This is a genomic window from Sphingopyxis macrogoltabida (genome assembly GCF_001307295.1).
Taxonomy (GTDB): Bacteria; Pseudomonadota; Alphaproteobacteria; order Sphingomonadales; family Sphingomonadaceae; genus Sphingopyxis; species Sphingopyxis macrogoltabida_B.
In genome coordinates this window covers 2,443,086-2,467,734 of sequence record NZ_CP012700.1, presented here as the reverse complement: position 1 = coordinate 2,467,734, position 24,649 = coordinate 2,443,086, and the positions used below count along the sequence as shown (strand labels likewise).

Below are 24,649 nucleotides of genomic sequence, written 5' to 3'. Positions count from 1 at the left end.
GCGCATCGATTATGCGATGCTCGGCGCGCTGGCGCTGCTGTCGGTCGCGCTGCTGTTCTGGGTCACCGGCAATGCGCCGCTCGCGGCAGGTTTCCTCGCCGGGCTGGCGATCGCGGTCGGCGGGGTAGTGCTGGCGCGCCGATTGTTTCCGGTCGCCGCGGCGGGCGAGGCCCCGCTTCCCGACTGGACGATGCTGCGCGCCGCGGTCAATCACGACGATGTCGCGATCGCGGTCACCGACCGCGCCGGCCGGCTGGTCTGCGCCAACGACCTGTTCGCGACCTGGTTCGGCGGCTTCATTACGCCGCCGGGCCTGCCGGTCGACGGACGCGGGGCCGAATTGCTCAAGAATGCCGGACGCGCGGCGTGGCGTGACGGCGAAGGCCGGGTCGACGATCTGGCGGTGGGGCCGCTGCAATTGCGCGCGCAGGTGACGCGGACCGGGCAGGCCGAGGATTATCTCGTGTGGCGCTTCGCGGCGCTCGAACGGCTCGACCTCGTGTCGGAAATCGTCCGCCACCTTGATGGACCGGCGGGACGGACGCTGGGGCAGGCGGGGGTGATGGCGGCGCTCGTCAGCGCCGAGGGGCGGCTCCGGGTCGCGAATCAGGCGTTTCTGCTGCGCGCATTGGGCGAAGGCGACGTCACCCATTATGCCGGCCGCGACGTCGCGCCGATGCTGCGCCTCGACGATGGCGGCTCGCTCTATTTCGCGCGCGAGGGCGACCGTGCGACACCCGTGCGCATGCTCCAGATTCCGCTCGCGCCCGCCGACAGCCACACGCCGATGCTCCTCGCGATGCTCGACGAGGAAATGGGGCCGACCGATCGCGGCACGGCGCAGGGCTATGTCGAAACCTTGCTGTCGCTGCTGCCCTTCGGGCTCGCGATGGTCGATCGCGACGGACGCTTCCTCTACATGAACCGGGCTTTCCTGCGCGCGGCAGGGCTCGCCGAAGGCAAGATGCTCCGTTATCCCGGCGACCTGGTGGTGGGCGAGGATAAAGGACCGCTCGCCGACATGATCCGCCGTCACAGCAGCGGGCAGCAGGTCGGCGGCGACCTGTCGATCCGGCTGGCGGGGCAGAGTGACGAGCCGGTGTCGATGCGCGTTGTAGGCGTGCGCGGACTAGGCGAGGCGGCAGTGCTGCTGAGCCTGAAGGATTCGAGCGAGGAATCGCGGCTCAAGCGGCAGGTGGCGCAAGCGTCGAAGATGCAGGCGGTGGGCCAGCTCGCCGGCGGCGTCGCGCACGATTTCAACAATATCCTGACCGCGGTGCTCGGGGCGTGCGACCTGATGCTGATGCGCCATACGCCCGGTGACAGCGATTATGACGATATCCAGCAAATCCGCAGCAACGCCAACCGTGCCGCCAGCCTGACGCGGCAGCTTCTGGCCTTTTCGCGTCAGCAGACGTTGCGGCCGCAAATTCTCCAGCTTCCCGACGTCATCTCCGAAGTCTCGCATCTTCTGAAGCGGCTGATCGGCGATACGGTGAAACTGTCGGTCCATCATGGCCGGGGGCTCGGCGCGGTGCGCGCCGACCCCGGTCAGCTCGAACAGGTGATCATCAACCTCGCCGTCAATGCACGCGACGCGATGCCGGGCGGCGGCACGCTGACGATCGAAACCTATCCGGTCTCGGCCGCCGAAGCGCGGCAGATGGGCAGCGAGATCATGCCGCCTGCCGACTATAGCGCACTCAAGGTCAGCGATACCGGCACCGGCATCGCCGCCGACGTGTTGCCGAAGATTTTCGAACCCTTTTTCACCACCAAGGATGTCGGCAAGGGAACCGGGCTCGGCCTGTCGACCGTCTATGGCATCATCAAGCAGTCGGCGGGTTTCATTTTCGCCGACAGCAAGCCGGGGCAGGGAACCAGCTTCACCATCTACCTCCCCGTCCACCGTGCGGAAGGCGACGCGCCGGTCGTGGCTGCGCCGCCGCCCAAGCCGAAGAAAAGCCAGTGGGGAACCGGCACCATCCTGCTCGTCGAGGACGAGGATATGGTGCGTGCGGTTGCCGAGCGCGCGCTGGTCCGGGCGGGCTACACCGTCGTCACAGCGTCGCAGGGCGAAGAGGGGCTCGAACGCTTCGGCCAGATGGACAAGGTCGATCTGATCGTCAGCGACGTCGTGATGCCGACGATGGACGGGCCGGCGATGGTTCGCGCCATGCGCGCGAAGCGTCCGGCGCTACCGGTGCTCTTCATGTCGGGCTACGCCGAGGAACAATTGCGCCAGTCGATCGATATTGACGACGTGGCTTTCCTTCCCAAACCCTTTTCCGTCGCGCAGTTGACCGAAGCCGTGTCGGCGGCGCTCGACGACGCGGCGCATCGGGTGTCCGATGCCGGATAATCGCCGCATCTTGCTCGTCGAGGACGATGTGCTGATCGGCATGATGCTCGTCGACATGTTCGACGCGCTCGGCTTTCCCCAGCCCGAGCAGGCGACAAGCAATCAGGAGGCGCTGGCGATCATCGGCGCCGGGCCGCTCGACGGTGCGCTCGTCGATATCAACCTCGGCGACGAAAAGGGCTGGCCAGTCGCCGATGCGCTCGCCGAACGCGGCGTTCCCTTTGCCTTCACGACCGGCGGCGGCGACGTCATTCCGCCCGCGCACGCGCACCGGACACTGGTGACCAAGCCGTTCCGGATCAGCCAGATAGAAGCCATCCTCGACGAATTTTTCGCGGATTAGCTCGCTGGCGATTTTTCTTTTGTTCCACTCTTGTTCTGTAAGAACAAATGACGTACACAGCTTCGACGTTGCGATGGTCGGGCCGTCGCTCTAGAGCTGGAAAGGGACGGCAAATGGCCGGACAATTGTCACTCGTGGAATCGGGGAAATCAGTGAACGGAACGGACAGGCAGAAGGCGCTCGACGCCGCGCTGGCGCAAATCGATCGCGCCTTCGGCAAGGGCTCGGTAATGAAGCTCGGCCAGAAGGAAACGATGCAGGTCGAGGCGGTCTCGACCGGTTCGCTCGGGCTCGACATCGCGCTCGGCGTCGGCGGCCTGCCGCGCGGCCGCGTCATCGAAATCTATGGTCCCGAAAGCTCGGGCAAGACGACGCTGGCGCTGCACACGCTCGCCGAGGCGCAAAAGACCGGCGGCACCGTCGCTTTCGTCGACGCCGAACATGCGCTCGATCCCGTCTATGCCCGCAAACTCGGCGTCAACATCGACGAACTCATCGTGTCGCAGCCCGACACCGGCGAACAGGCGCTCGAAATCGTCGACACGCTGGTGCGTTCGAATGCGATCGACGTGCTTGTCGTCGACTCGGTCGCGGCGCTTGTGCCGCGCGCCGAAATCGAGGGCGAGATGGGCGACAGCCACGTCGGCCTGCAGGCGCGCCTGATGTCGCAATCGCTGCGCAAGCTTACCGGTTCGATCAGCCGCTCGCGCTGCATGGTGATCTTCATCAACCAGCTCCGCATGAAGATCGGCGTGATGTACGGTAATCCCGAAACGACGACCGGCGGCAACGCGCTGAAATTCTATGCCTCGGTCCGTCTCGACATCCGCCGCACCGGCCAGATCAAGAATGGCGACGAGATCGTCGGCAACACGACGCGCGTCAAGGTCGTCAAGAACAAGGTCGCGCCGCCGTTCAAGCAGGTCGAATTCGACATCATGTACGGGCAGGGCATTTCGAAGATCGGCGAGATCCTCGACATCGGGGTCAAGGCCGGACTCGTCGAGAAATCGGGCGCCTGGTTCAGCTATGACTCGATCCGTATCGGGCAGGGCCGCGAAAATGCGAAGACCTTCCTGACCGAAAATCCCGAACTTCGCGAACGGCTCGAAGCCGCCATCCGCGGCCGCACCGACGCAGTGGCCGAAGAGATGATGGCCGGTCCCGACGATGAGGGCGACGACGATAATTGATGCGATTGCCATCCGGTCGGCTCGCCTTGCTCGAACCGGCCGGCCGACGGCGGCGGGCCACCAGCCCCTCAGGCCTGCACTCACCTCTCCCATGCAGGTCGGCCCGCCAGCCGTTGATGGTGCACCCGGCACAAGAGATGGCCTCTAACCCCCTTTTTTTATGCCGGGTGGTTGACAAGTTGCGCGGGCGCGCCGGGGTCCGGCCCCCCTGATCGTCGGCCTTGCGCGACCCCGGTCAGCAGCTAAAAGCGGCACATGCCCGCGATCCGCCTCTTCGGCCTGCCCACCGACATCAACAGCAGCTTCGAACGCGGTGCGGCCGCCGGCCCGGCGGCGATCCGTACCGCGCTGCGCAGCGACCGCGGCAATCTGGCGAGCGAGCTGGGCCCCGAGATCGGCGTCGATATCGCCTTCGCCGACGACGGTGACCTTCCGCTCATCGAAGACACGCCGCGCGACGACGCCGCGATCCGCCGCCATGTCGCGATGCTACACGAGGACGGCGAGATCCCGCTCGCGCTCGGCGGCGATCATGCCGTGAGCTTTCCGCTCGTCGAGGCGGCGGCAAATTGCTTCGGGCCGCTGAACATCCTCCATTTCGATGCGCACCCCGATCTCTACGACGATTTCGGCGGCAATCCGCGCAGCCATGCTTCGCCCTTTGCCCGCATTTGCGAGGCGGGCCACGCCGCGCGGCTGGTTCAAGTCGGCATTCGCACGCTGGGCGGCCATTGCCGGGCGCAGGCCGAGCGTTTCGGGGTCGAAATCATTCCGATGGCCGGCTTCACGCCCGATCAAGTGCCGGTGCTCGGCGGTCCGCTCTATATCTCGATCGACCTCGACGGCCTCGACCCGTCGGCGGCGCCCGGCGTCGCCCATCCCGAGCCCGGCGGGCTGACGGTTCGCGAAATGCTGGCGGCGCTGCACCGGCAGACCGCACCGATCGTCGGCGCCGACATCGTCGAGCATCATCCCGGCCGCGATATCGGCGACGTCACTGCGATCGTCGGCGCCAAGCTGGTCCGCGAACTCGCGGCGCTGATCGACCGCAACGGCACCTATCGGCCCTGACATAAAATGAGGAACGCGCCATGACCCTGATCGTCCACCACCTGAACAACAGCCGCTCGCAACGCATATTGTGGTTGCTCGAAGAAATCGGCGCCCCCTATGAGATCAAATTTTACGACCGCGACCAGGCGACCAACCTTGCACCGCCCGAACTGCTCGCGGTCCATCCGCTCGGCAAGTCGCCGCTGATCGAGGATGGCGGCCGCGTGATCATGGAATCGGGGGCGATCACCGAATATCTCTGCGAGCGGCACGGCGGCGGGCATCTCGTGCCCGAGCGCGGTAGTGACGATCATGTCAGCCATCTCGAATGGCTGCATTTCGCCGAGGGATCGGCGATGACGCCGATCCTGCTGCGCATCTATACCGCGCGCCTTGGTGAAGCGGCGGCGCCGCTCGAACCGCGCATCGCGCAGCAGCTCGACGCGCATTTCGCCTTCATGGAAAGCCGCGTCGGCGACAACGGCCATTTCATCGGCGATAGCCTGTCGGCGGCGGACATCATGCTGAGCTTTCCGGCCGAAATCGCGGTGATGCAGGGCATGGCGCCGCGCTATCCCAAGCTCGCGGCCTTCGTTAACGCATGCCACGCCCGGCCGGCGTGGCAGCGCGCGCGCGAAAAGGGCGGCGCCTATTATGGCTATTGATCGCCGGTTGATGGGGTGCATTGCGGCAGCGCTGATCTGGACGCCCGCCGCGCTCGCCGCGCCGTCGCTGCTCGCGCCCGGAGTGGAGCGCGAAGTTGTGGCAGGCGACGGCGTGACCTTCGCGCCGACGGCGGTCGACGAGGAAGGTGCGATCGACCGGTTCGCTGCCTATACGATGGCGCTTGCCAAGCGCGATTATGATGCCGCCTATGCGATGCTGCGCCTGTCGTTCCAGGCGTCAAACCCGCGTCTCGAATGGGAGATGAACCTCCGCAAGCGGCCGGCCTTGTGGGCCGATGGGCAAATTCGCGTCATCAGGGCGAGCTGGTATCCCGATCCCGCCGGCCAGCCCGCCGGGTTGTACGCGGCGTTCGATTTCCGCGGCGACCGCAAGGACGGGACGATGGATTGCGGCTATGTCGTCGTCCATCGTTCGGCGCCGGGGTCCGATTTCACCGTTGTCCGCACCGATGCCTCCGAAGTGCCGCCCGACCTGATCGAGGACGGCGTCCCGAAGGCCGACGTTCTGCGGCAACTGCCCTGTTATCTGGGCAAAGGGATCGCGACCGATTTCTGATATTGCGGAAATAAATTGGGTTGCGGGCGCGGGGGCGTTCGCGGGGTAGAGCACGGGACCGGCGCCCGCGCCGGGATTTGGCGGGGGACTTATGACGATGATCGCACTCGCGTTGTTCGCAGCGGCGGCGGCCGGCCAGCCCGAGATCAAGCTCGAGCCGGTGCCGGGCAAAGGCTATTCGGCAACGGTGGCGATGATCGACGCCGACCAGTACGATCCGACGATCAAGCGTATCACGGCGTTGGCGAGCGAGCGCTGCGGCAAGCTGAAGGTACGGTTCGGGCGCTATTATTTCGACAACCAGATCGATGTCGACCGCGGCGTCACGGTGATCAAGGATTTTCGCCAGAGCTTTTCCTGCTACGATCCCGCGACCGATCCCTACAAGCCGGTGCCCGCCGACTGGAAGGCGAACGAGGCCGAAATCGGGGCGGCGACCAGGGTGGCGGCGGATTTCGTCTCCTATCTGGACAGCGGCAACGGGGCCGCGCTTGCGAAGCTCATGGACCCGGCGCTCGAAGCGACAACGGCGGAAATGAAGCGCTTCAGCGACGAAGCGAAAATGCACCAGACCGGTGCGGGCGAGTTTACCGTCCGGCTCGACGGCTGGCTCAACAACCCCCCAGATGCGGCCTATCCCGGCGCTTACGCCTATTTCGCGGTCATCAGCAGCCATCCCGGAATCGCCGGAACCTGCGGCGGCTTGCTGCTTTATCGGGTCAGCAGCGGTGTCTATACGATCTCGCAATATGACGTTCGTTATATCTCGCAGGCGTTGATCGACGAGGCAGGCTATAGCGACGAAGAGCTCAACCGGCTTTGCCAGCGCTGACGAAAGGGCCGCGGCGCGCGTATCCTGCTTGAGAAACGCGCCGCGCCGCACTAGATCGCGCGAATGACATCGACCAACGACATTCGCCGCTCTTTCCTCGACTATTTCGCGGGGGCGGGACATCATATCGAACCGTCGGCGCCGCTGGTGCCGTACAACGACCCGACGCTGATGTTCGTCAACGCGGGCATGGTGCCGTTCAAGAATGTCTTCACCGGCCTCGAAACGCGGCCGTACAAGACGGCGGTGTCGGCGCAGAAATGCGTGCGCGCGGGCGGCAAGCACAATGACCTCGACAATGTCGGTTATACGGCGCGCCATCATACCTTCTTTGAAATGCTGGGGAATTTCTCCTTCGGCGATTATTTCAAGGAACAGGCGATCGAGCATGCCTGGACGCTGATTACGAAAACCTGGGGGCTCAAGCCGGAAAAGCTGACCGCGACCGTCTATCACACCGACGACGAGGCATATGATCTGTGGAAGCGGATCGCGGGCTTGCCCGAGGATCGCATCATCCGCATTCCGACCAGCGACAATTTCTGGTCGATGGGCGACACGGGGCCGTGCGGTCCGTGTAGCGAAATCTTCTATGACCATGGCGACCATATCTGGGGCGGCCCGCCGGGATCGCCGGAGGAAGACGGCGATCGCTTCGTCGAGATCTGGAACCTCGTGTTCATGCAATATGAGCAGTTGCCGGGCGGCGAGCGCGTCGACCTGCCGCGGCCGAGCATCGACACCGGCATGGGGCTGGAGCGCGTTGCCGCGGTGCTGCAGGGTGTCCACGACAATTACGACACCGATACCTTCAAGGCGCTGATCGCGGCGTCGGTCGACCTGACCGGCGTTTCGGCCGAGGGCGCCACGCAGGCCAGCCACCGCGTCATCGCCGACCACCTGCGCGCATCGAGCTTCCTCGTCGCCGACGGCGTGCTGCCGTCGAACGAAGGCCGCGGCTATGTGCTGCGCCGGATCATGCGGCGCGCGATGCGTCATGCGCATCTGCTCGGCGCGAAGGATCCGCTGATGCACCGGCTGCTGCCGTCACTGACCGCCGAGATGGGCGCCGCCTATCCCGAGCTCATTCGCGCGCAGCCGCTGATCGCCGAGACGCTGGAGCGCGAGGAAACCAAGTTTCGCCAGACGTTGCAGAATGGCCTGCGCCTGCTCGACGAGGCGACCGCCCAAATGGGCAAGGGCGACACGCTGCCGGGCGAGGTCGCGTTCAAGCTCTACGACACCTATGGCTTCCCTTACGACCTGACCGAGGACGCGCTGCGCGCCAACGACATCGCGGTCGACCGTGCGGGTTTCGATGCCGCGATGGCGCAGCAGAAGGCGGCAGCGCGCGCGGCGTGGAAGGGCAGCGGCGAAAAGGCGTCGGACGAAATCTGGTTCGACCTTGCCGAGACCAACGGCAGCACCGAATTTACCGGCTACGGATCGACCGTCGGCGAGGCGACGGTGATTGGGCTGGTCAAGGACGGCAAGCCGGTCGAGGAGGCGAAGGCGGGCGACGAGGTCGTCGTGCTGACCAACCAGACGCCTTTTTATGGCGAAAGCGGCGGCCAGATGGGCGACGCGGGCAGGATCGCGACGCTGGAAGGCGCCAAGGCTTCGGTCAGCGACACGGGCAAGCCGCTCGGCCGCCTGCACACGCATCAGGCAAAGCTGGAGGCCGGGACGCTGAAGGTGGGCGATACGGTGCAACTCACCGTCGATGCCGAGCGCCGCGACCGTATTCGTGCCAACCACAGCGCGACGCACCTGCTGCACGCGGCATTGCGCAACCGGCTCGGCGGACATGTGACGCAAAAGGGCAGCCTTGTCGCCGAGGACCGCTTCCGCTTCGACTTCTCGCATCCCAAGGCGCTGACCGCCGAAGAGATTGCCCTGGTCGAAGCCGATGTGAACGCGCAGATCCGCGCCAACGAAGCCGTGTCGACGCGGCTGATGACGCCCGACGATGCGATCGCGGCGGGTGCGATGGCGCTGTTCGGTGAGAAATATGGCGACGAGGTTCGCGTGCTCAGCATGGGGAAGGCCGACGATCAGCATTATTCGGTCGAACTTTGCGGCGGCACGCACGTCCGTGCGCTTGGCGATATCGCCCTGTTCAAGATCGTCAGCGAAAGCGCGGTCTCGTCGGGGGTGCGGCGCATCGAAGCGCTGACCGGCGAAGCGGCGCGCGCCTGGCTGAACGGCCGTGACGAAGCGCTGAAGGCGGCAGCGGCGGCGCTCAAGACCTCGCCCGACGAGGTTCCGGCGCGCGTCGCGGCGCTGGCCGAGCAGCTCAAGAAGGCCGAGCGCGAGCTTGCCGATGCGAAGAAGGCGCTGGCGCTTGGCGGCTCCGGCGGTGGTGGCGGCGCGGCTGCCGGTCCGGCGATCGAAAAGGTCGGCGACACCGCCTTCCTCGCGCAGGTCGTCGACGGGCTCGATCCCAAGGAATTGCGCGGCACCGTTGACGGGCTCAAGAAGCAGGTCGGCAGCGGCGTCGCGATGCTTGTCGCGGTGAACGACGGGCGTGCTTCGGTCGCGGTCGGTGTCACCGACGACACCACCGGCAAGCATAGCGCCGTCGACCTGGTCAAGGCGGCGGTCGCGGCGCTCGGCGGGCAGGGCGGCGGCGGCCGTCCCGACATGGCGCAGGGCGGCGGTCCCGATGGCGGTGCGGCCGATGCCGCGGTCGCCGCGGTCAAAGCGGCGCTGGCTTGAAACAGAGCAAGAAGACGCGGCGCACCGATCATGCCGAGAGGCTGATCAACGCGCCGCTGGTCGATGTCTTCGCGGCCTTCACCAGCGCCGACAAGCTCGCGCGCTGGCTGCCGCCCGAGGACGCTACCGGCGAATTCGAGCATTGCGACCTCAGCGAGGGCGGCGGCTTCAGGCTGCGATTGACCTTCGACGACCCCGATGTCGAGACCAAGAGCGACGACGACAGCGATGTGGTCGAAGTCCATATCCCGGTGCTCGACGACGGCCGGTTGATCGTCTGGGAAGTCGAATTCGAATCCGACGATCCGCGCTTTTCGGGTACGATGGCGATGCACTGGTATCTGTCGCGGAAAAGCGGCGGGACGCTGGTGACGATCGATGCGCATCATGTCCCGCCGGGCATTTCGGCGAAGGATCATGAGGCGGGGCTGAACTCGTCGCTGGCGAATCTTGCGGCGGAGGTTGAGGGTTGATTCCTGTGTCTCCGCGAAGGCGGGGACCCAGAGCGATACAACGCCATTGTAGTGTTGGCCCCTCTGGGCACCCACCTTCGCGGGTGCACATAGCTTTTTGTTTCGGCCACGGAATCAGCCTTCGACCCCCTTTGCCTTCCCCCACGCCCTAGCGGCGGTGTAGCCCAGATAGCCGGTGCCGAAGAGCGCGTAGAGCGGTTCCGGAATGCCCGCGAGATAGGTGTTCATGCCCTCGGCGATGCCTTTCGCCATTTCGGGGCGCGCGGCGGCGATCAGGCCCATCGGAATCGCCCACAGCAAAAGCGCGTACATCACATAGAGGAAGCTCGGCCGCGCGCGGCTGGTCCACGGGTCGGCGCTGCCCGCTTCGGCAACGATCGCGGTCATCCGGGTGCGGATCGCTTCCATTTCCTGACTGCCCTCCAGCTTGAGCAACTCGAGCTTGGCGCGGTCGCGGGCGTCGGGGTCGGGAATGATCTTGTCGATCAGCGTGGCGATGGGGCCGATCAGGCCTTCGATGATGCTCATTTTCTGGCGTTCCTTTCATCCTTAACTTGTCAAACTTGCCACCGGGTGGTGTTATTAATCAGTGGCTTGCGTCGCCGATGCGGTTCGCCAGCCAGCCGTAGAGAAAGGCTTCCTGGCTCGGGCGCCGTTCGGCGAGCGCGATGTAGCGTTCGCCCTGCAGCGCCTCCATCGCGCGGAGGAGCACCGTCTCGCCGCCTTTGCCGCGCGCCTTCAGGAAGCCGTCGAGCGCCGCCAGGGTGCGCGGGCCGACATCGCGGTCGACCGCGATGTCGGGATAGTCGCGCGCGGCCCGGTTGAGTGCGTTGAGCGCGCGCTGGAGAAAGCCGGCCGCGGTGCCGGTCCCCATGTTGACCCCGGTATCGAACAGTTCGGCGGCGATCTTCGGCGCGCGCAGCGCGACCCGGTCGAAGCCGGGGCGCAGCCAATAGAGGCGGCGATAGATCGATACCGCCTCCGCGCGGGGAAGGTCGCGCATCGCCCCGTCATAACCCTGCGCGCGTGCGACCGCTTCGGTAATCCCCCAGCAGGTCGGGCCGCCGCGATCGGCGGGGTGGTTTACATATCGGCCTTCGCGGTCGATGACGGCATCGACCAGCGTGTCTACGTCGGAGGTCGAAGGGTAGGCTTTCGGCATGATTCGCTCCTGTGGTTCGCTTGAGAAAATAAAACGAACCATATTGGAATATTGTAGGAAAGGATTTTTGCCGATGCGGGCGCTGCAGGTGCGTGAATTGCTCCCCGATCATGCCGGCGCCGGGCTGGTCGATCTGCCGGTGCCCGAGCCCGGCCCGGGCGAAGTGCGGGTGCGGGTGGGCGCGGCGGCGGTGAATTTCCCCGACCTGCTGATGACCCGCGGCGCCTATCAGCTCAAACCCGAATTGCCCTTCGTCTCGGGGCTCGAATTTTCCGGCGAGGTCGATGCGATCGGTCCGGGCGTGACGGGATGGCGCGCCGGCGATGCGGTGGTTGGCGGCAACCGCTTTGGTGCGATGGCCGAATATTGCATCGTTCCGGCGGGCGCGTTGCGCCGCAAGCCCGCGGCGCTGGGCTGGGAGGAAGCGGCTGCCTATCCGGCCGCCTATCTCACCGCCTGGGTTGCATTGGTCCGCTGCGCGCGGGTCGAGCCGGGTGAGTGGGTGCTGGTCCATGGCGCGGCGGGCGGGGTCGGGCTCGCAACGGTCGATCTGGCGCGGACGCTGGGGGCGCGGGTGATCGCCGCGGCAAGCAGCGCCGGGAAACGCGCCGCGCTGGCCGAACTATACGCTCCCGAAGCCGTAATCGACGCGGCGCCGGGCTTTCGCGAAACGGTCAAGGACCTGACCGGCGGACGCGGCGCCGACGTGATCTTCGATCCGGTCGGCGGCGACGTGTTCGACGAATCGACGCGCTGCATCGCGTTCGGCGGCAGGCTGTTGGTGGTCGGCTTTGCGTCGGGGCGCATACCCGAGGTGTCGGTGAACATGCCGCTGATCAAGGGATTCTCGGTCGTCGGGGTGCGCGCGGGCGAATATGGGCGCCGCTTTCCCGACCGCGGCGCCGAAAATCTCGCGGCGATCGACGCGCTCGCGGCGGCGGGGAAAATCCGCCCGCACGTGCACGCCGCGCTTGACCTCGCCGATTGGCGCGAGGGCTTTGCGATGCTCGAACGGCGCGAGGTGGTGGGCAAGGTCGTGCTGAAACCGTGACGAACCGAGCGGCGCCCGCATGGCCTTGCGGCGCGTGAACTGGCATGTCGGCGGCGGGGCATCCCGGCAGCTTTGCCGATCTGACCAGAGGATTTTGCATGAAGAAACTGACGATCATCGCCGCTTCGCTCGGCTTGGCCCTTCCGGCCGCTGCCGCGGCGCAGCCGCAGGACGATAACGGCCGGATGTTTGCGGCGATCGACACCAACGGTGACGGCAAGCTCGACAAGGCCGAAGTCACCAAGATGGCCGAGATGCGCGCGAAGGAGAAGGGCGATCCGTCGCTGGCGGCACCCGAAAAGATCGACAGCTTCATCAAGCATATCGATACCAATGGCGACGGCGCGATCGACAAGGGCGAGATCCAGGCGATCCGCGACTCGCGCGCATCGCCGCCGCCGTCGGAAAGCGAATGAGCGGGCGGGGCGGCGGATAAGGCCGCCCCGTTTTCCCGTCAGACGAGGGCGATCCGCGCCGCCTGCAGAAGAAATGACGCGCCGATCAGCGTTACCAGCCATCGGCGGACGAACCGGAATTGCGCCTCGCTGATCCGGTCGAGCAGTATGCCGCCCACCATGATACCGGCCATCGATGCCGCGATCGCGATCGCCATGGCGGGCAGCGCGATCGCATCCCGCGCCGCAGCGCTCAGCAGCACGCCGCCATAAACGACGATCTTCGACGCATGGCCGATCGCCTGCATCACCGCCTTGGTCGCCACCACCTGATGCCGGTTCAGCCGCGAATGGATGAAGAGCAGGTCGGTGACCGGCCCCGATACGCCCGACACCAGCGCCAGCCCTGTCGAGACGAAGCCGCCGCCGACTGCATGCGCGGGCCGCGCCGCGTCGAGGCGCAGCCAGCGTTCGGGCAGCCAGACGAGAATCGGCATCAGCCCGAGGCCGAGGAACACGTAAAATTTCGTCGGGGCGAAGATCAGCAGCGAGAAGAGCGCGATCGCACCCACCGAACCGAGCGCGAACCACAGCAGCACCGGCCACACGACATGCCGACGATGCAGGGTCGCGCGCCAGAGATTCGACGCGAACTGGATGACACCGTGCAATGCCAGCGCGGTGGCCGCAGGGAGCAGCCACGCGAGCAGGCCCATCAGCAGCAGGCCGCCCGCCATGCCGAAAATGCCCGAGAGAATGGAGGTTGCAAAGGCCGCGATGACGATCAGCACGCTTGTCTGCATCGTGCGCCGCTTTCCGCGAAATGCCGCGCGGCGCATCACGCTTGTGCGGTAGGACCGCACGGGGCGGCGGTGGAAAATTGGTCGGGACGAGAGGATTCGAACCTCCGACCCCCACACCCCCAGTGTGATGCGCTACCAGGCTGCGCTACGTCCCGACCGGCCCTGTTGGGCAGGCGAGGCCCCTAGCGCGGCTTCGCGGGCGATGCAAGGCTCTCCTGAGCAAAGTCGAAGCGGAAGCGCGGGCGTGGTACACTTTGCTATCGAGCCTTGACCTTCGCCCCGCAGTCCCCATTTGCAGGACGCTTGCCGTCGGGGGAGGGCGCAGCGACGGTTGCGTGCGGGCCCCCTGCGTGATAGGCGCCCCGCCATATTCTTGCGTGGCCGTTCCGTGGGGGACGGCGGCGTATCGAACGGAAAGTCTTTCATTCATGTCGACGCAATTGCTTCTGACCCAAGCGGCCGGATCGGGCGGCGGGGCCGCCGGTTTGCTCATGCTGGTGCCCTATCTGCTGATCTTTGTCGTTTTCTGGTTCTTCCTGATCCGCCCGCAGCAGCAGCGCGCAAAGGAACATCGCGCCAAGGTCGCGGCGGTCAAGCCGCGCGATCAGGTCGTGACCGGCGGCGGCATCGTCGGCAAGGTGACGCGCGTCGACGATGATTTCGCCGATGTCGAAATCGCACAGGGCGTGAAGATCAAGGTCGTGAAATCGACCCTCGCCGACGTTCTCCAGCCCGGCGGCAAGCCCGCCAACGACTGACGCGGCGCGGCTCGCTGCGGCGGGCCGGCCCAGGCCATCGGATCGACCCCATGCTAGATTTCCCGCGCTGGAAGACCATCGGCATCAGCATCATCCTGCTGCTCGGTATCCTGTTTTCGATTCCCAGCTTCGTGCCGGAAAAGACCTTCAACAGCCTGCCGTCGATCGCGCAGACGAAGGTCAATCTGGGCCTCGACCTTGCCGGCGGCAGCCACCTGCTGCTCGAAGCCGACATTGCCGACCTGCGCAAGACGCAGCTTGCGAATATGGAAAAGACGGTGCGCGCCGCAATGCGCGGCGAACGCGGTCCCGACGACGATATCGCGATCGGCGAACTGCGCGTCGCGAGCAACCAGATCAGCTTCCTCGTTCGTGATCAGGCGCAGCTCGACGACGCGCGCGACCGGCTGTTCAACGAGACGCAGGGCGCGGGGCTGACCGGGCAGCGCGACTGGAGCATCAACATCGTCGATACGACGCGGATCGTGCTGACACCGACGAGCGCGGGACAGACACAGGCGATCGCGCATGCGATGGATACGGCGCGCGACATCATCGACCGCCGCGTCAACGCGCTCGGCACGCGCGAGCCCACGATCATCCGCCAGGGCAACGACCGCATCGTCGTCCAGGTGCCGGGGCTGCAGGACCCCGCGGCGCTGAAGGAATTGATCGGCAAGACCGCGCGCCTCGAATTCCGTATGGTCGACGCCAACGCCGACCCGAACGAGGCCGCCGCCGGCCGCGTGCCGGTGGGCAGCGAAATCGTCCCCTATGCCGAAGGCGAAGGCAATGGCGCCGCATTCGAGGTGCTGCGCCGGCAGGTGATGATCAGCGGCGAACAGCTGATCGACGCCAAGCAGAGCTATGACCCGCAGTCGAACCAGCCGGTCGTGTCGATCCGCTTCGATTCGGGCGGATCGAACACCTTCGCGAAGGTTACGGCGCAGAGCGTCGGCAAAAGATTCGCGATGGTGCTCGACGGCAAGGTGCTGTCGGCCCCGTCGATCAACGAGCCGATCCTTGGCGGCAGCGCCCAGATTTCGGGCAGCTTCAGCGTCGCGAGTGCCAACGCGCTGGCGATCTCGCTGCGCTCGGGCGCGCTGCCGGTGAAGATGGCGGTGGTCGAGGAACGCACCGTTACCCCCGAACTCGGCGCCGACTCGATCCGCAAGGGCGCGATCGCAGGGATCATTGCGACCGTTTCAGTGCTGACGCTGATGCTCGTCGTCTACGGCCGCTTCGGCGTCTATGCGTGCATCGGTCTGGTCTTCAACGTCTTCCTGATCATCGCGATCATGGCGGCCTTCAACGCAACGCTGACATTGCCGGGTATCGCAGGTTTCGTGCTGACGATCGGCGCCGCGGTCGACGCGAACGTGCTGATCAACGAACGAATACGCGAAGAACTCGCGCGCGGGCGCAAGGTGTTCCAGGCGGTCGAGCTCGGCTATTCCGAGGCCAGCCGCGCGATTTTCGACGCCAACGTCACCAACGTTATCGCGGCATCGCTGATGTTCTGGTTCGGGTCGGGCCCGATCAAGGGCTTCGCGGTCGTGCTGACCATCGGCATCGTCACCAGCGTCTTCACCGCCGTCACCGTCACGCGCATGTTCGTCGCCCACTGGCTGCGGACCAAGCGTCCGACGTCGATCAATATTTGAGGAAGGCGATATCATGCGCTTGCTGAAACTCGTCCCCGACAACACCAACATCGACTTTCTGCGCTGGCGAAAGTTCGCCTCGTTCATGAGCTTCTTCCTCGTCGCGGTGTCGATCGCGCTCGTGGCGGTGAAGGGCCTGAACTTCGGCGTCGATTTCGTCGGCGGCCAGTCGGTGCGCGTCGAATTCACGCAGGAAATGCCGCCGATCGACGAAATTCGCGAAAAGGTCGGTCAGATCGGCCTCGGCGAAGCGACGATCCAGCAATTCGGGTCGGACAAGGCGGTATCGATCCGCACCGCGCTGCCCGAAGGCGACAAGACGGTCGCCGAACGCGCGGGGCAGCAACTCGTCGCCGGCATCCAGAAAGCCTTTCCGACCGCCAAGACCGGCTCGGTCGAAACCGTGTCGGGCAAGGTGTCGGAAGAACTGATCCGGACCGGCGCGCTCAGCCTCGGTCTCGCGATCATCGGCATTTCGATCTACATCTGGATCCGCTTCGAATGGCAGTTCGGCGTCGGCGCGCTCGGCCGCCTCTTCCATGAGGTGTCGCTGACCTTCGGGCTGTTCGCGGTGACGCAGATGCAGTTCGACCTCAACAGCGTCGCGGCGCTGCTGACCATCGTCGGCTATTCGCTCAACGATACCATCGTCGTCTATGACCGGATTCGCGAGAATCTGAAAAAATACCGCAAGATGGAAATCATCCCGCTGCTCAACCTCAGCATCAACGAGACGCTGTCGCGCACGGTAATGACCACCGTCGCGATGGTGCTCGCGCTCGGCATGCTGCTGATTTTCGGCCCCGACGTGATTTTCGGCTTCACCGCCGCGATGCTGTTCGGCGTGTTCATCGGCGGCTATTCCTCGGTGTTGATGTCGACCCCGGTGCTCGTGTGGCTGAAGGTCGGTCCGGGCAGCTTCGTGCCGCGGACCAGCGCCGGGATCGAAGGCGGCGAACGCATCGAACGCAAGGACGACGGCGCGGTCGTCTAACGGGCGGCGAGCCGGCGGAGATGCTCCGCCAGTTCGCGGCCGTTGCGGTCCCAGTCGAAACGGCCGCCCAAGCTCGCCGCGACATCGGCCGGTGATGGCGGCGCGGCAAGGATGCTCTGTACGGCGGTCGCAATCGCCGGCGGGGTGCGCTCGACAATGCGTCCTGCGACCGGAGACGTGACCAGTTCCGCGGCGCCGCCGGCGTCGCTGATCACGATCGGCGTGCCGCAGGCGAGCGCTTCGACCCACGCATTGGCCAGGCCTTCGCTGACCGACGGCATGACCACCGCATCGGCGGCACGGTAAAGCTGCGGCAATTCGGCATTGGCGATCGGTCCCATGAAACGGACCCGCTGCGCGACGCCGAGACGCGCAGCCAGCGCTCGGTAGCTTGCTTCTTCCTCGCCCGCGCCCGCGAGCCAGTAATGGACAGTGGGCAGCGCGGGCAGCGCCTCGATCACCAGCGCCTGCCCCTTGCGCGGGATCAGCGCGCCGACGGTCAGGATCGCGCGTTCGGCGCCGATGCCGAGCGCAGCGCGGGCGGCGGTGCGGTCGCCGGGGTGGAAGCGCGCGGCATCGATGCCGGTATAATGGACCGCGATCTTCGCCCGATCGATGCCGATCGCCGCCATGTCGCGCCGCATCGCGTCCGACACCGCGAGCAGACCCGCTGCGCGATCCGCGGCGGCGAGCAGTTGCGGCGTGGTGGCGGGATCATGGCCGAAATGGCTGATGTCGGCGCCGCGCGCCTTGATCGAGAAGGGGAGACCGAGCGCGTCCGCAACGCGCATCGCGGCGGGGCCGTCGGGATAGAAAAATTGCGCATCGACGACGTCGAAACGGTCCGCGCGCGCGATCGGCATCACGGCGCGCGCGATCGCGGCGGGATTGAAGCGGGCGCCGATCCGCGGCAGGAGGCGGAAGCGCGGGCGGTGGACGGTGAGGCCGTGCCGATCCTCGCGGCGCGGCAGCGTGCGCAACGTGCGGTAACGGGGGTGGAGCGACAGCGGGAAGGGCGGCAGCCCGACCGGGGCGACGACCGTCAAATCGATCTCCGGCTGCGCTGCTAGCGCACGCAGGCTCTTCTCGACGAACAACCCGAAATTGGGGCGCGCGGCGTCGGGGAAGAGCGTCGCGATGGACAGGACGCGTAAGGGTGTCATGGCGAGCCTGCGACCCGTTCGTCAGGAAGCGCTCTCACAGCGTGCGGATCAGCCGGACCGCGACCGCCGCCCACGGCGGGTTGCTTACCACCTGTTGCCGCTGGCCGGTGCCGAGCGGCAGCAGATGCAGCTTTTCACCGTCGACGTTGAGCAGCCGCGCGAAGAAGAAGCGGCCGGCGGGGCGGGGCACGAGCAGGTCGCGGTTGAGGGCATGGGCCCAGTCGCCCTCGATCCGCCGGCACCAGATTTCATCCCCCGAACGATAGTCGCCGATCGACGAGGTGACCCGGACGGCGACCATATCCTCCCCCGGCCGCGCGGTCAGCGCCTGCTCGACGCGCGTCGGCGCTTGCGCGCCCTCGGTGCCGAGCAGCGCGGTGATCGTAAGCTGCGTGTCCTGCGGCAATTGCACGAGTTCGGCGGCTTCGACACCAAGCGCCTTGGCGATGCGGTTCATCCAGCCGAGCGACAGGGTACGCGTTCCCGTTTCAAGGCGGCCGATCGTCTGCGCGGTCGTCGGCGGGTCGCAGCGCGCGCCCACTTCCTCCAATGTGAGGCCCTTGGCCCGGCGGACGGCGCGGATGCTGTTGATCATGGCGAACTTCCATATAACCAAATCGGTTTCTTCTTTCCTACAAAATATCCCAATGTCAAGCCCGGCGTGCAAGCCAAAGGAGAATCGCATGCCGACAGGCCGCCTCGAAACCCGCCTTCACCCCGACGACCGGATCGACCCGGGAAAGGCAGGGCCGCAGGTGATGCGCCACGTGACGGTGAATGTCGCCGAAAGCCCGATCGCCTGGCTCGCATCGCGCGGGCATCTGACCGATGCGCAACTGCGCGCGGGTGAACGGCTGCGCGCCGATTATGAGCGCGCGGGACTGGCGGCGCGGGTCACGATGCGCTGGGACGCCGCGCCGCCGGGCAAGAGTCGCGGCGGCGCCCGCGCGGCGGATGCCTCGCTGGCGCGGATCGATGCCCGCCGGCGCTTTCATGCGGCGCTCGATACGGCGGGGCCGGGGCTGGCCGACATTTGCTGGCGGGTGATCTGCGCCGGCGAGGGGATCGGGTGCGCCGAAAAGGGGCTGGGCTGGCCGGCGCGGTCGGGCAAGCTGGTGCTGGGACTGGCGCTCGACCGGCTGGCGCGGTTTTACGGGACGGGGTGACGATATTGGCGGGGTGTCGACCGGTAGCGGGGTCGATCGGCCTCGCGCAAGGCCGATCGACCCCACCCACTGCGACTAGGCAGCAAGCTGCCAAGTCTCGCTGCCCTCCCCTGAAGGGGAGGGCCGGAGTTTGCTCGAACGTCCGCTCCCCACCCCGAAGCCGTCCGCAGCTTTGCTTATCCCAGTGCTTCGACCTCTTCAGCGAGCGCGAGCCAGCGATCTTCGGCCGCAGCCTTTTCTGTGCGCAAAGCGTCGAGCTTCGCGGTGAGCGCCGTGAAGCGCGCATTGTCGCGGGTGAAGAGGGTGCCATCGGAAAGCTCGGCTTCGATCCCCGCCATTTCCTTCTCGATCGCCTCGATCCGACCGGGGAGCAGGTCGTAGTCGCGCTGGTCCTTGTAGCTGAGCTTCTTGCGCGCGGTTGGCGGGGGCGGCGGTGCGGCGGTCGCGGCCTTGGTTTTGGCGCTATTGGGTTTCACGCGCTTCGCTTCCCAGTCGGCATAGCCGCCGGCGACGATATCGACCTTGCCCGATCCGTCGAGGCCGAGCGTCACCGTTACGGTGCGGTCGAGGAAATCGCGGTCGTGGCTGACGAGCAGCACGGTGCCGGCATAGTCGGCGATGACTTCCTGCAACAGGTCGAGCGTTTCGAGGTCGAGATCGTTGGTCGGCTCGTCGAGGACGAGCAGGTTCGATTCGCGGGCGAATTCGCGCGCGAGGAGGAGTCGCGAGCGTTCGCCGCCCGATAGCGCGCCGACGCTTGCCTCGACAACGCCGGGGTCGAAGAGAAATTCCTTGAGATAGCCCTGGATATGCTTCTTGACGCCGCGCACCTCGACCCAGTCGCCGCCGTCGGCGAGCACGTCGCGGACGCGCTTTTCGGGCGAAAGCAGGCTGCGCTGCTGGTCGATGACGATACCGTCGAGCGTCGGGGCAAGCGTGATGCTGCCGCTGTCGGGCGCGATCTCGCCGGTCAGCAGCTTGAGCAGCGTCGACTTGCCCGCGCCATTGGCGCCGACGATGCCGATGCGGTCGCCGCGCTGGACGCGGAAGTCGAAATTCCTGATGATCGACCGGTCGCCGAAGCTCTTCGAGACATTTTCGGCGACGATCACCGATTTCGAGCGCACATCGTCGTTGGCAAGGCCCAGCTTGGCGACGCCGGGACCGCCGATCATTGCCGCCCGCGTCGCGCGCATTTCCTTCAGCTTTTCGAGGCGCCCCTGATTGCGCTTGCGCCGCGCGGTGACGCCGCGTTCGAGCCAGTGCGCCTCGAGCCGCAGCTTCGAATCGAGCTTCTGGGCGGCGCGCGCTTCCTCGGCGGCGACCGCATCGCTCCACTCCTCGAAGCCGCCGAAGCCGATTTCCTTGCGGCGGATGCTGCCGCGGTCGAGCCACAGGGTCTGGCGCGTGAGCCGGGTCAGGAAGGTGCGGTCGTGGCTGATCGCGACGAAGGCGCCGGTGTAGCGCGCGAGCCAGCTTTCGAGCCAGTCGATCGCCGCGAGGTCGAGGTGGTTGGTCGGCTCGTCGAGCAGCAGCACGTCGGGGTTCTGCGCCAATGCCCGGGCCAGCGCGGCGCGGCGCCGCTCGCCGCCCGAGGCGCTAGCGGCGGTGCGCGACATGTCGATACCGAGCTGGTCGGCGATGGCGGCGACTTCGAAGGCTTCGGGTGCATTGGGCGCCGCGACGGCGAAATCCATCAGCGTCGCGAACGGCCGGAAATCGGGCTCCTGTTCGAGCATCACGACATGGGTGCCGGGGACGATCGTGCGCTTGCCCTTGTCGGGATCGATGCGCCCTGCGAGCAATTTGAGCAGCGTCGTCTTGCCGGCGCCGTTGCGACCGATGAGCGCCAGCCGGTCGCGCTCGCCGACATAGATGTCGAGATCCTGGAACAGCCAGCCGCTGCCCTGCACAAGGCCTAGGCCTTCATATGAAAGAATGGGAGCTGCCATTGGATCAGGGTCTGCTTCTTGCACGTTCGAGGCGTCGAAATGGCGAAGGTATCGACTTCGTGCGACCGCCGCGGATGGTGGTTCCATCTGCAAGGGCGCATGGAGCCGAGACCGAAGCCATTTCGACGTCCCTGCGGGATTTGATCGATTTCGTCCATGGCCGCGTCAGCGAGCCTTGGAATATAGTCATATGCCTGCGTCCCGCTTCCTCGCCCTGAACGAAATCGCTTCAAACCTCCGACGCGCAAGAAGCAGACCCTGATCCATATGAACGGCGCGCTACCGATACGTTCAGCATCATGCAAGCGCGCCGCGTACAAAGGCAGGAACGGGTCCACTCCGTCTGCGTTACGGGGTGACGATCGGACATGGCCGGAACCCCGGTTCACAGGAGAATGAAATGACGAAGCAAATGTTCGCCGTTATGGCATCCGGACTGGCGCTGATGGCGGCGACGCCCGCGCTCGCACAGCAAGGAGGTTCGACGGTGACCGCAGCGACGACGCAGGGACCGATCCTGAGCTTTTCGGTCAGCGAGGAAGTACGTTCGCGTCCCGATCAGGCGACCGTCGGTGCCGGGGTGACGACGACCGCGCCGACCGCGGTCGAGGCGATGCGTCAGAATGCCGCCGCGATGGACAAGCTGATCGCCGCCGCCAAGGCGCGCGGAATCAAGACCGAGGATATCCAGACGAGCGGCATCAACCTGTCGCCGCAATATGACTATAACAATCAGACCCCCGGCCAGCCGCCGCGCTTCCTCGGCTATCAGGTGTCGAACAGCGTTCGCGCGACGACGCCGAAAATCGAGGATATCGGCCCGCTGCTCGATGCGCTGGTTGCCGCCGGGGGCACCAACATTGAGGGGCCGTGGTTCGGGATGAAGGATGCCGATGCGCAGCTCGTTGGCGCGCGCGGCACCGCGATCAAGGAAGCCGAGGCGAAGGCCGCCGACTATGCGCGGCTTGCCGGTTTCCGCGGCGTCGAGCTGGTCTCGATCAGCGAGGGCGGCAGCTTTGCCAGCCCGCCGCCGCCGATGCCGCCCATGGTGCGCCTGCAGGCCATGGACGCCAAGGCGACTCCGGTCGAGCCGGGCCAGGTGTCGAATACGCTGACGCTGAGTTTCCAGTACCGGCTGGTGCGGTAAGGACCGACCAATTCCGTTCGTGTCGAGCGAAGTCGAGACACCGTGAGGGTGTAACTGCCGATTGGCATCTCGACTTCGCTCGATGCGAGCGGATTTTATAGCTGGCCTACCCCAGTTCCCCCTCCGCCCACGGCCACGGCCGTTCGCGGAACCATTTGGTGATGATATATTTGCGTCCCTTGCGCACCTTCATCCCGTGGTGGAGCGTGTCGGGGTTGGCAGTGCCGTCGGTGCGGACATTGTTCCACGCGAGCAGCTTGCCCGTTTCCGGCTGATGCATCTTGCCGTTGGCGAGGAAACGCGTCGCGCCGCCCGCCGCGGGTTCGTTGAGATAGATCATCAGCGTCCAGCTCCGCTGGCCCGGAATCGCGCAATAGGTTTCCCAGTCGCTACCGTGCGGGTCGAAATAGTCGGTGTGCGCCTTGAACTCCTGCCCGACATCATAGCGCTGCCCCTGCATCGGTTCGCCATATTCGAGCGGGATGCCGGTCAGCTCGTGGAGGCGGTTGTTCACCGCGATGACAAGCGGGTCGCGGTGGTCGAGGTCGCACGTCGTGCTCGTCCGGAATGCGTCGTCGCCATTCGGGTCGGCGATCGTCGAGGGACGGACGTCGCGGTCGATCTGCGCGATCAGCGCGGCGCAGGTTTCGGCGTCGAGAAAGCGCGCGAGCATGAACTGCTCCAGCTTTGGCGTGGGCGCACGGCGGATGCCGGGCACGGCGGAGAGCTGCTCCGCGGTCCTGTCGGCGCCCGAGGTGCTCATGTCGACATGTTCGTTGTCAGCCATGGCGCGCGTTTTAGCAGGGAAGCGCGTGCGAACAATGCTTGACGAGCGGGGGGATGCACGCCTATTCGCCGCGCGCTGTCGAGGCTGCTTCGTGCGGCTCTCTTCGCTTATGTGGCGACCATAGCTCAGTTGGTTAGAGCGCCGGTTTGTGGTACCGGAGGTCGCGGGTTCGAGCCCCGTTGGTCGCCCCATTTTTCCTATCTTCAGGCATAGCGGCTTTTGGGGTGACTCGTCGCCCCTGTTTCATTATTACGCCTCCACGTAATTTTTTAACGTGAGGATGAAATATGTCCGCTGTCTGGGATTTCGCCGATTTCGACGATCATGAGCATGTCCACATGTTCCGCGATCGCGCCAGCGGGCTTACGGCGGTCATCGCGGTTCATTCGACGCACCTCGGCCCCGGCGCCGGCGGCGTGCGCTATTGGCATTATCCGCAGCGCGCCGCGGCAATCACCGACGCGCTGCGCCTGTCGCGCGGCATGAGCTACAAGAACGCGATGGCCGGTCTGCCGATGGGCGGCGGCAAGGGCGTGATCCTTGCCGACGAACATGGCGCCAAGACCCCCGAATTGCTGGCGGCGTTCGGCCGCGCGGTCGAATCGCTCGGCGGCGCCTATGTCACGGCCGAGGATGTCGGGATCACCGACGCCGATATGGTCCAGATTGCGAAGCAGACGAAGCACGTCAGCGGCCTGCCGGTGGAGAGCGGTGCGGATGCCGGCGGCGATCCAGGACCGTTTACGGCGCTGGGCGTCTATCTGGGGATCAAGGCCGCGATCAAACAAGGTCTCGGGACCGACGATGCCAAGGGCGTGCATGTCGCGATCCAGGGTGTCGGCAGCGTCGGCGGCGGCGTCGCGCGGCGATTGGCAGCGGAAGGTGCGAAGCTGACCCTCGCCGACATCAATCTGACGCGCGCCAAGGCGCTCGCTGAAGAACTGGGGGCCGATCTGGCCGATTCGGCGGCGATCATGGAGATCGAGGCCGATGTGCTGAGCCCCAACGCGCTCGGCGCGATCTTGACCGAGCAAAGTATTGAAAAGCTGCGCGTGCCGATCGTGGCGGGCGGTGCGAACAACCAGCTCGCGACCGCTCAGGATGGGCAACGCGTTCACGATCGCGGCATCGTCTACGCCCCCGACTATGTGATCAACGCGGGCGGCATCATCAACGTCGCGCTCGAATATCTGGGCCAGGGGAGCCGCGAAGAGGTCGAAAGCCGGATCGCGCAAATTCCCGGCCGGCTCGCCGAAATCTGGGCCGAGAGCAAGGCGAGCGGGACGCCGGCTTCGGTGGTCGCCGACCGCATGGCGCAGAAGCTGATCGGGCGGGGCTGAGCGTCCTGAGGAGAATCATTTTCGTCATCCCGGCGAAGGCCGGGATCTCGC

Annotated in this window: 24 protein-coding genes and 2 tRNA genes; 18 read left to right on the top strand and 8 right to left on the bottom strand. The window is 65.9% G+C overall.

What is annotated here, in order from left to right; genetic code table 11:
• The first annotated feature begins 16 nt into the window (after positions 1 to 16).
• From AN936_RS11655 to AN936_RS11615, 9 genes are all read left to right on the top strand, one after another.
• Positions 17 to 2,362: a response regulator gene (locus tag AN936_RS11655; protein WP_054590250.1), complete on the top strand. Its 2,346-nt coding sequence runs from the start codon at positions 17 to 19 to the stop codon at positions 2,360 to 2,362.
• Entirely contained in the window at positions 2,352 to 2,705 is a 354-nt protein-coding gene (locus AN936_RS11650) for a response regulator (protein ID WP_054588303.1), read from the top strand. Before AN936_RS11655 ends, AN936_RS11650 begins: the two co-directional genes overlap by 11 nt.
• 113 nt (positions 2,706 to 2,818) lie before the next feature.
• On the top strand, positions 2,819 to 3,898 hold the full coding sequence (recA, locus tag AN936_RS11645; protein WP_054588302.1) for a recombinase RecA: 1,080 nt from the start codon (positions 2,819 to 2,821) through the stop codon (positions 3,896 to 3,898).
• A gap of 255 nt (positions 3,899 to 4,153) precedes the next feature.
• The gene (locus AN936_RS11640) at positions 4,154 to 4,969 is read left to right on the top strand and encodes an agmatinase family protein (RefSeq protein ID WP_054588301.1); all 816 of its coding nucleotides are present in this window, start codon (positions 4,154 to 4,156) and stop codon (positions 4,967 to 4,969) included.
• Between the two features lie 20 nt (positions 4,970 to 4,989).
• Positions 4,990 to 5,616: a glutathione S-transferase family protein gene (locus AN936_RS11635; RefSeq protein WP_054588300.1), complete on the top strand. Its 627-nt coding sequence runs from the start codon at positions 4,990 to 4,992 to the stop codon at positions 5,614 to 5,616.
• Positions 5,606 to 6,193: a hypothetical protein gene (locus tag AN936_RS11630; RefSeq protein ID WP_054588299.1), complete on the top strand. Its 588-nt coding sequence runs from the start codon at positions 5,606 to 5,608 to the stop codon at positions 6,191 to 6,193. Before AN936_RS11635 ends, AN936_RS11630 begins: the two co-directional genes overlap by 11 nt.
• Positions 6,194 to 6,284: 91 nt before the next feature.
• Positions 6,285 to 7,025, top strand: a complete 741-nt coding sequence (locus tag AN936_RS11625; protein WP_054588298.1) for a hypothetical protein — start codon at positions 6,285 to 6,287, stop codon at positions 7,023 to 7,025.
• A 63-nt stretch (positions 7,026 to 7,088) separates the two neighbouring features.
• Entirely contained in the window at positions 7,089 to 9,743 is a 2,655-nt protein-coding gene (gene alaS / locus AN936_RS11620) for an alanine--tRNA ligase (RefSeq protein ID WP_054588297.1), read from the top strand.
• Positions 9,740 to 10,216, top strand: coding sequence for an SRPBCC family protein (locus tag AN936_RS11615; RefSeq protein WP_054588296.1), 477 nt, complete (start codon positions 9,740 to 9,742; stop codon positions 10,214 to 10,216). The genes alaS and AN936_RS11615 overlap by 4 nt, the downstream gene beginning before the upstream one ends.
• 114 nt (positions 10,217 to 10,330) lie before the next feature.
• Here AN936_RS11615 and AN936_RS11610 read toward each other — a convergent pair whose 3' ends face one another.
• Together AN936_RS11610 and AN936_RS11605 are read right to left on the bottom strand one after the other, a co-directional pair.
• A complete protein-coding gene (locus AN936_RS11610; RefSeq protein ID WP_054588295.1) occupies positions 10,331 to 10,744 on the bottom strand; it encodes a holin family protein in 414 nt (137 codons plus the stop codon).
• Positions 10,745 to 10,802: 58 nt separating this feature from the next.
• Entirely contained in the window at positions 10,803 to 11,378 is a 576-nt protein-coding gene (locus tag AN936_RS11605; RefSeq protein WP_054588294.1) for a glycoside hydrolase family 108 protein, read from the bottom strand.
• A 73-nt stretch (positions 11,379 to 11,451) separates the two neighbouring features.
• Between AN936_RS11605 and AN936_RS11600 the strand changes: the two genes are divergently transcribed.
• Together AN936_RS11600 and AN936_RS11595 are read left to right on the top strand one after the other, a co-directional pair.
• A complete protein-coding gene (locus AN936_RS11600; RefSeq protein WP_054588293.1) occupies positions 11,452 to 12,429 on the top strand; it encodes an NADPH:quinone oxidoreductase family protein in 978 nt (325 codons plus the stop codon).
• A gap of 98 nt (positions 12,430 to 12,527) precedes the next feature.
• Entirely contained in the window at positions 12,528 to 12,845 is a 318-nt protein-coding gene (locus tag AN936_RS11595) for an EF-hand domain-containing protein (protein ID WP_054588292.1), read from the top strand.
• A gap of 38 nt (positions 12,846 to 12,883) precedes the next feature.
• Here AN936_RS11595 and AN936_RS11590 read toward each other — a convergent pair whose 3' ends face one another.
• Positions 12,884 to 13,627, bottom strand: a complete 744-nt coding sequence (locus tag AN936_RS11590) for a TSUP family transporter (RefSeq protein WP_054590249.1) — start codon at positions 13,625 to 13,627, stop codon at positions 12,884 to 12,886.
• A 78-nt stretch (positions 13,628 to 13,705) separates the two neighbouring features.
• A tRNA-Pro gene (locus AN936_RS11585) sits at positions 13,706 to 13,782 on the bottom strand.
• A 273-nt stretch (positions 13,783 to 14,055) separates the two neighbouring features.
• Here AN936_RS11585 and yajC point away from each other — a divergent pair.
• Genes yajC through secF form a run of 3 tightly spaced genes read left to right on the top strand, consistent with a single transcriptional unit; the run spans position 14,056 to position 17,043 of the window.
• Entirely contained in the window at positions 14,056 to 14,385 is a 330-nt protein-coding gene (gene yajC, locus AN936_RS11580) for a preprotein translocase subunit YajC (RefSeq protein ID WP_054588291.1), read from the top strand.
• Positions 14,386 to 14,435: 50 nt separating this feature from the next.
• On the top strand, positions 14,436 to 16,049 hold the full coding sequence (gene secD, locus AN936_RS11575) for a protein translocase subunit SecD (RefSeq protein ID WP_054588290.1): 1,614 nt from the start codon (positions 14,436 to 14,438) through the stop codon (positions 16,047 to 16,049).
• 13 nt (positions 16,050 to 16,062) lie between these two features.
• Entirely contained in the window at positions 16,063 to 17,043 is a 981-nt protein-coding gene (gene secF, locus AN936_RS11570) for a protein translocase subunit SecF (RefSeq protein WP_054588289.1), read from the top strand.
• Here the strand turns inward: secF and AN936_RS11565 are convergent.
• The gene (locus AN936_RS11565; RefSeq protein ID WP_054588288.1) at positions 17,040 to 18,206 is read right to left on the bottom strand and encodes a glycosyltransferase; all 1,167 of its coding nucleotides are present in this window, start codon (positions 18,204 to 18,206) and stop codon (positions 17,040 to 17,042) included. The two genes, secF and AN936_RS11565, sit on opposite strands and share 4 nt — an antisense overlap.
• Before the next feature lie 34 nt (positions 18,207 to 18,240).
• Positions 18,241 to 18,801: a helix-turn-helix domain-containing protein gene (locus AN936_RS11560; RefSeq protein ID WP_054588287.1), complete on the bottom strand. Its 561-nt coding sequence runs from the start codon at positions 18,799 to 18,801 to the stop codon at positions 18,241 to 18,243.
• 163 nt (positions 18,802 to 18,964) lie between these two features.
• Between AN936_RS11560 and AN936_RS11555 the strand changes: the two genes are divergently transcribed.
• On the top strand, positions 18,965 to 19,372 hold the full coding sequence (locus tag AN936_RS11555; RefSeq protein WP_149037785.1) for a DUF6456 domain-containing protein: 408 nt from the start codon (positions 18,965 to 18,967) through the stop codon (positions 19,370 to 19,372).
• Positions 19,373 to 19,548: 176 nt separating this feature from the next.
• Here the strand turns inward: AN936_RS11555 and AN936_RS11550 are convergent, their stop codons facing one another.
• Positions 19,549 to 21,324, bottom strand: coding sequence for an ABC-F family ATP-binding cassette domain-containing protein (locus tag AN936_RS11550; protein ID WP_054588285.1), 1,776 nt, complete (start codon positions 21,322 to 21,324; stop codon positions 19,549 to 19,551).
• A 400-nt stretch (positions 21,325 to 21,724) separates the two neighbouring features.
• Here AN936_RS11550 and AN936_RS11545 point away from each other — a divergent pair, with 400 nt between their 5' ends.
• On the top strand, positions 21,725 to 22,471 hold the full coding sequence (locus tag AN936_RS11545) for an SIMPL domain-containing protein (RefSeq protein WP_084758295.1): 747 nt from the start codon (positions 21,725 to 21,727) through the stop codon (positions 22,469 to 22,471).
• 106 nt (positions 22,472 to 22,577) lie between these two features.
• Here the strand turns inward: AN936_RS11545 and AN936_RS11540 are convergent, their stop codons facing one another.
• Positions 22,578 to 23,258 (bottom strand): prolyl hydroxylase family protein, encoded by a 681-nt coding sequence (locus tag AN936_RS11540; RefSeq protein ID WP_054588284.1) that lies wholly within the window; start codon positions 23,256 to 23,258, stop codon positions 22,578 to 22,580.
• 114 nt (positions 23,259 to 23,372) lie between these two features.
• Here AN936_RS11540 and AN936_RS11535 point away from each other — a divergent pair.
• Positions 23,373 to 23,449, top strand: a tRNA-His gene (locus AN936_RS11535).
• Positions 23,450 to 23,545: 96 nt separating this feature from the next.
• Positions 23,546 to 24,598: a Glu/Leu/Phe/Val family dehydrogenase gene (locus tag AN936_RS11530; protein WP_054588283.1), complete on the top strand. Its 1,053-nt coding sequence runs from the start codon at positions 23,546 to 23,548 to the stop codon at positions 24,596 to 24,598.
• Positions 24,599 to 24,649: the final 51 nt, after the last annotated feature.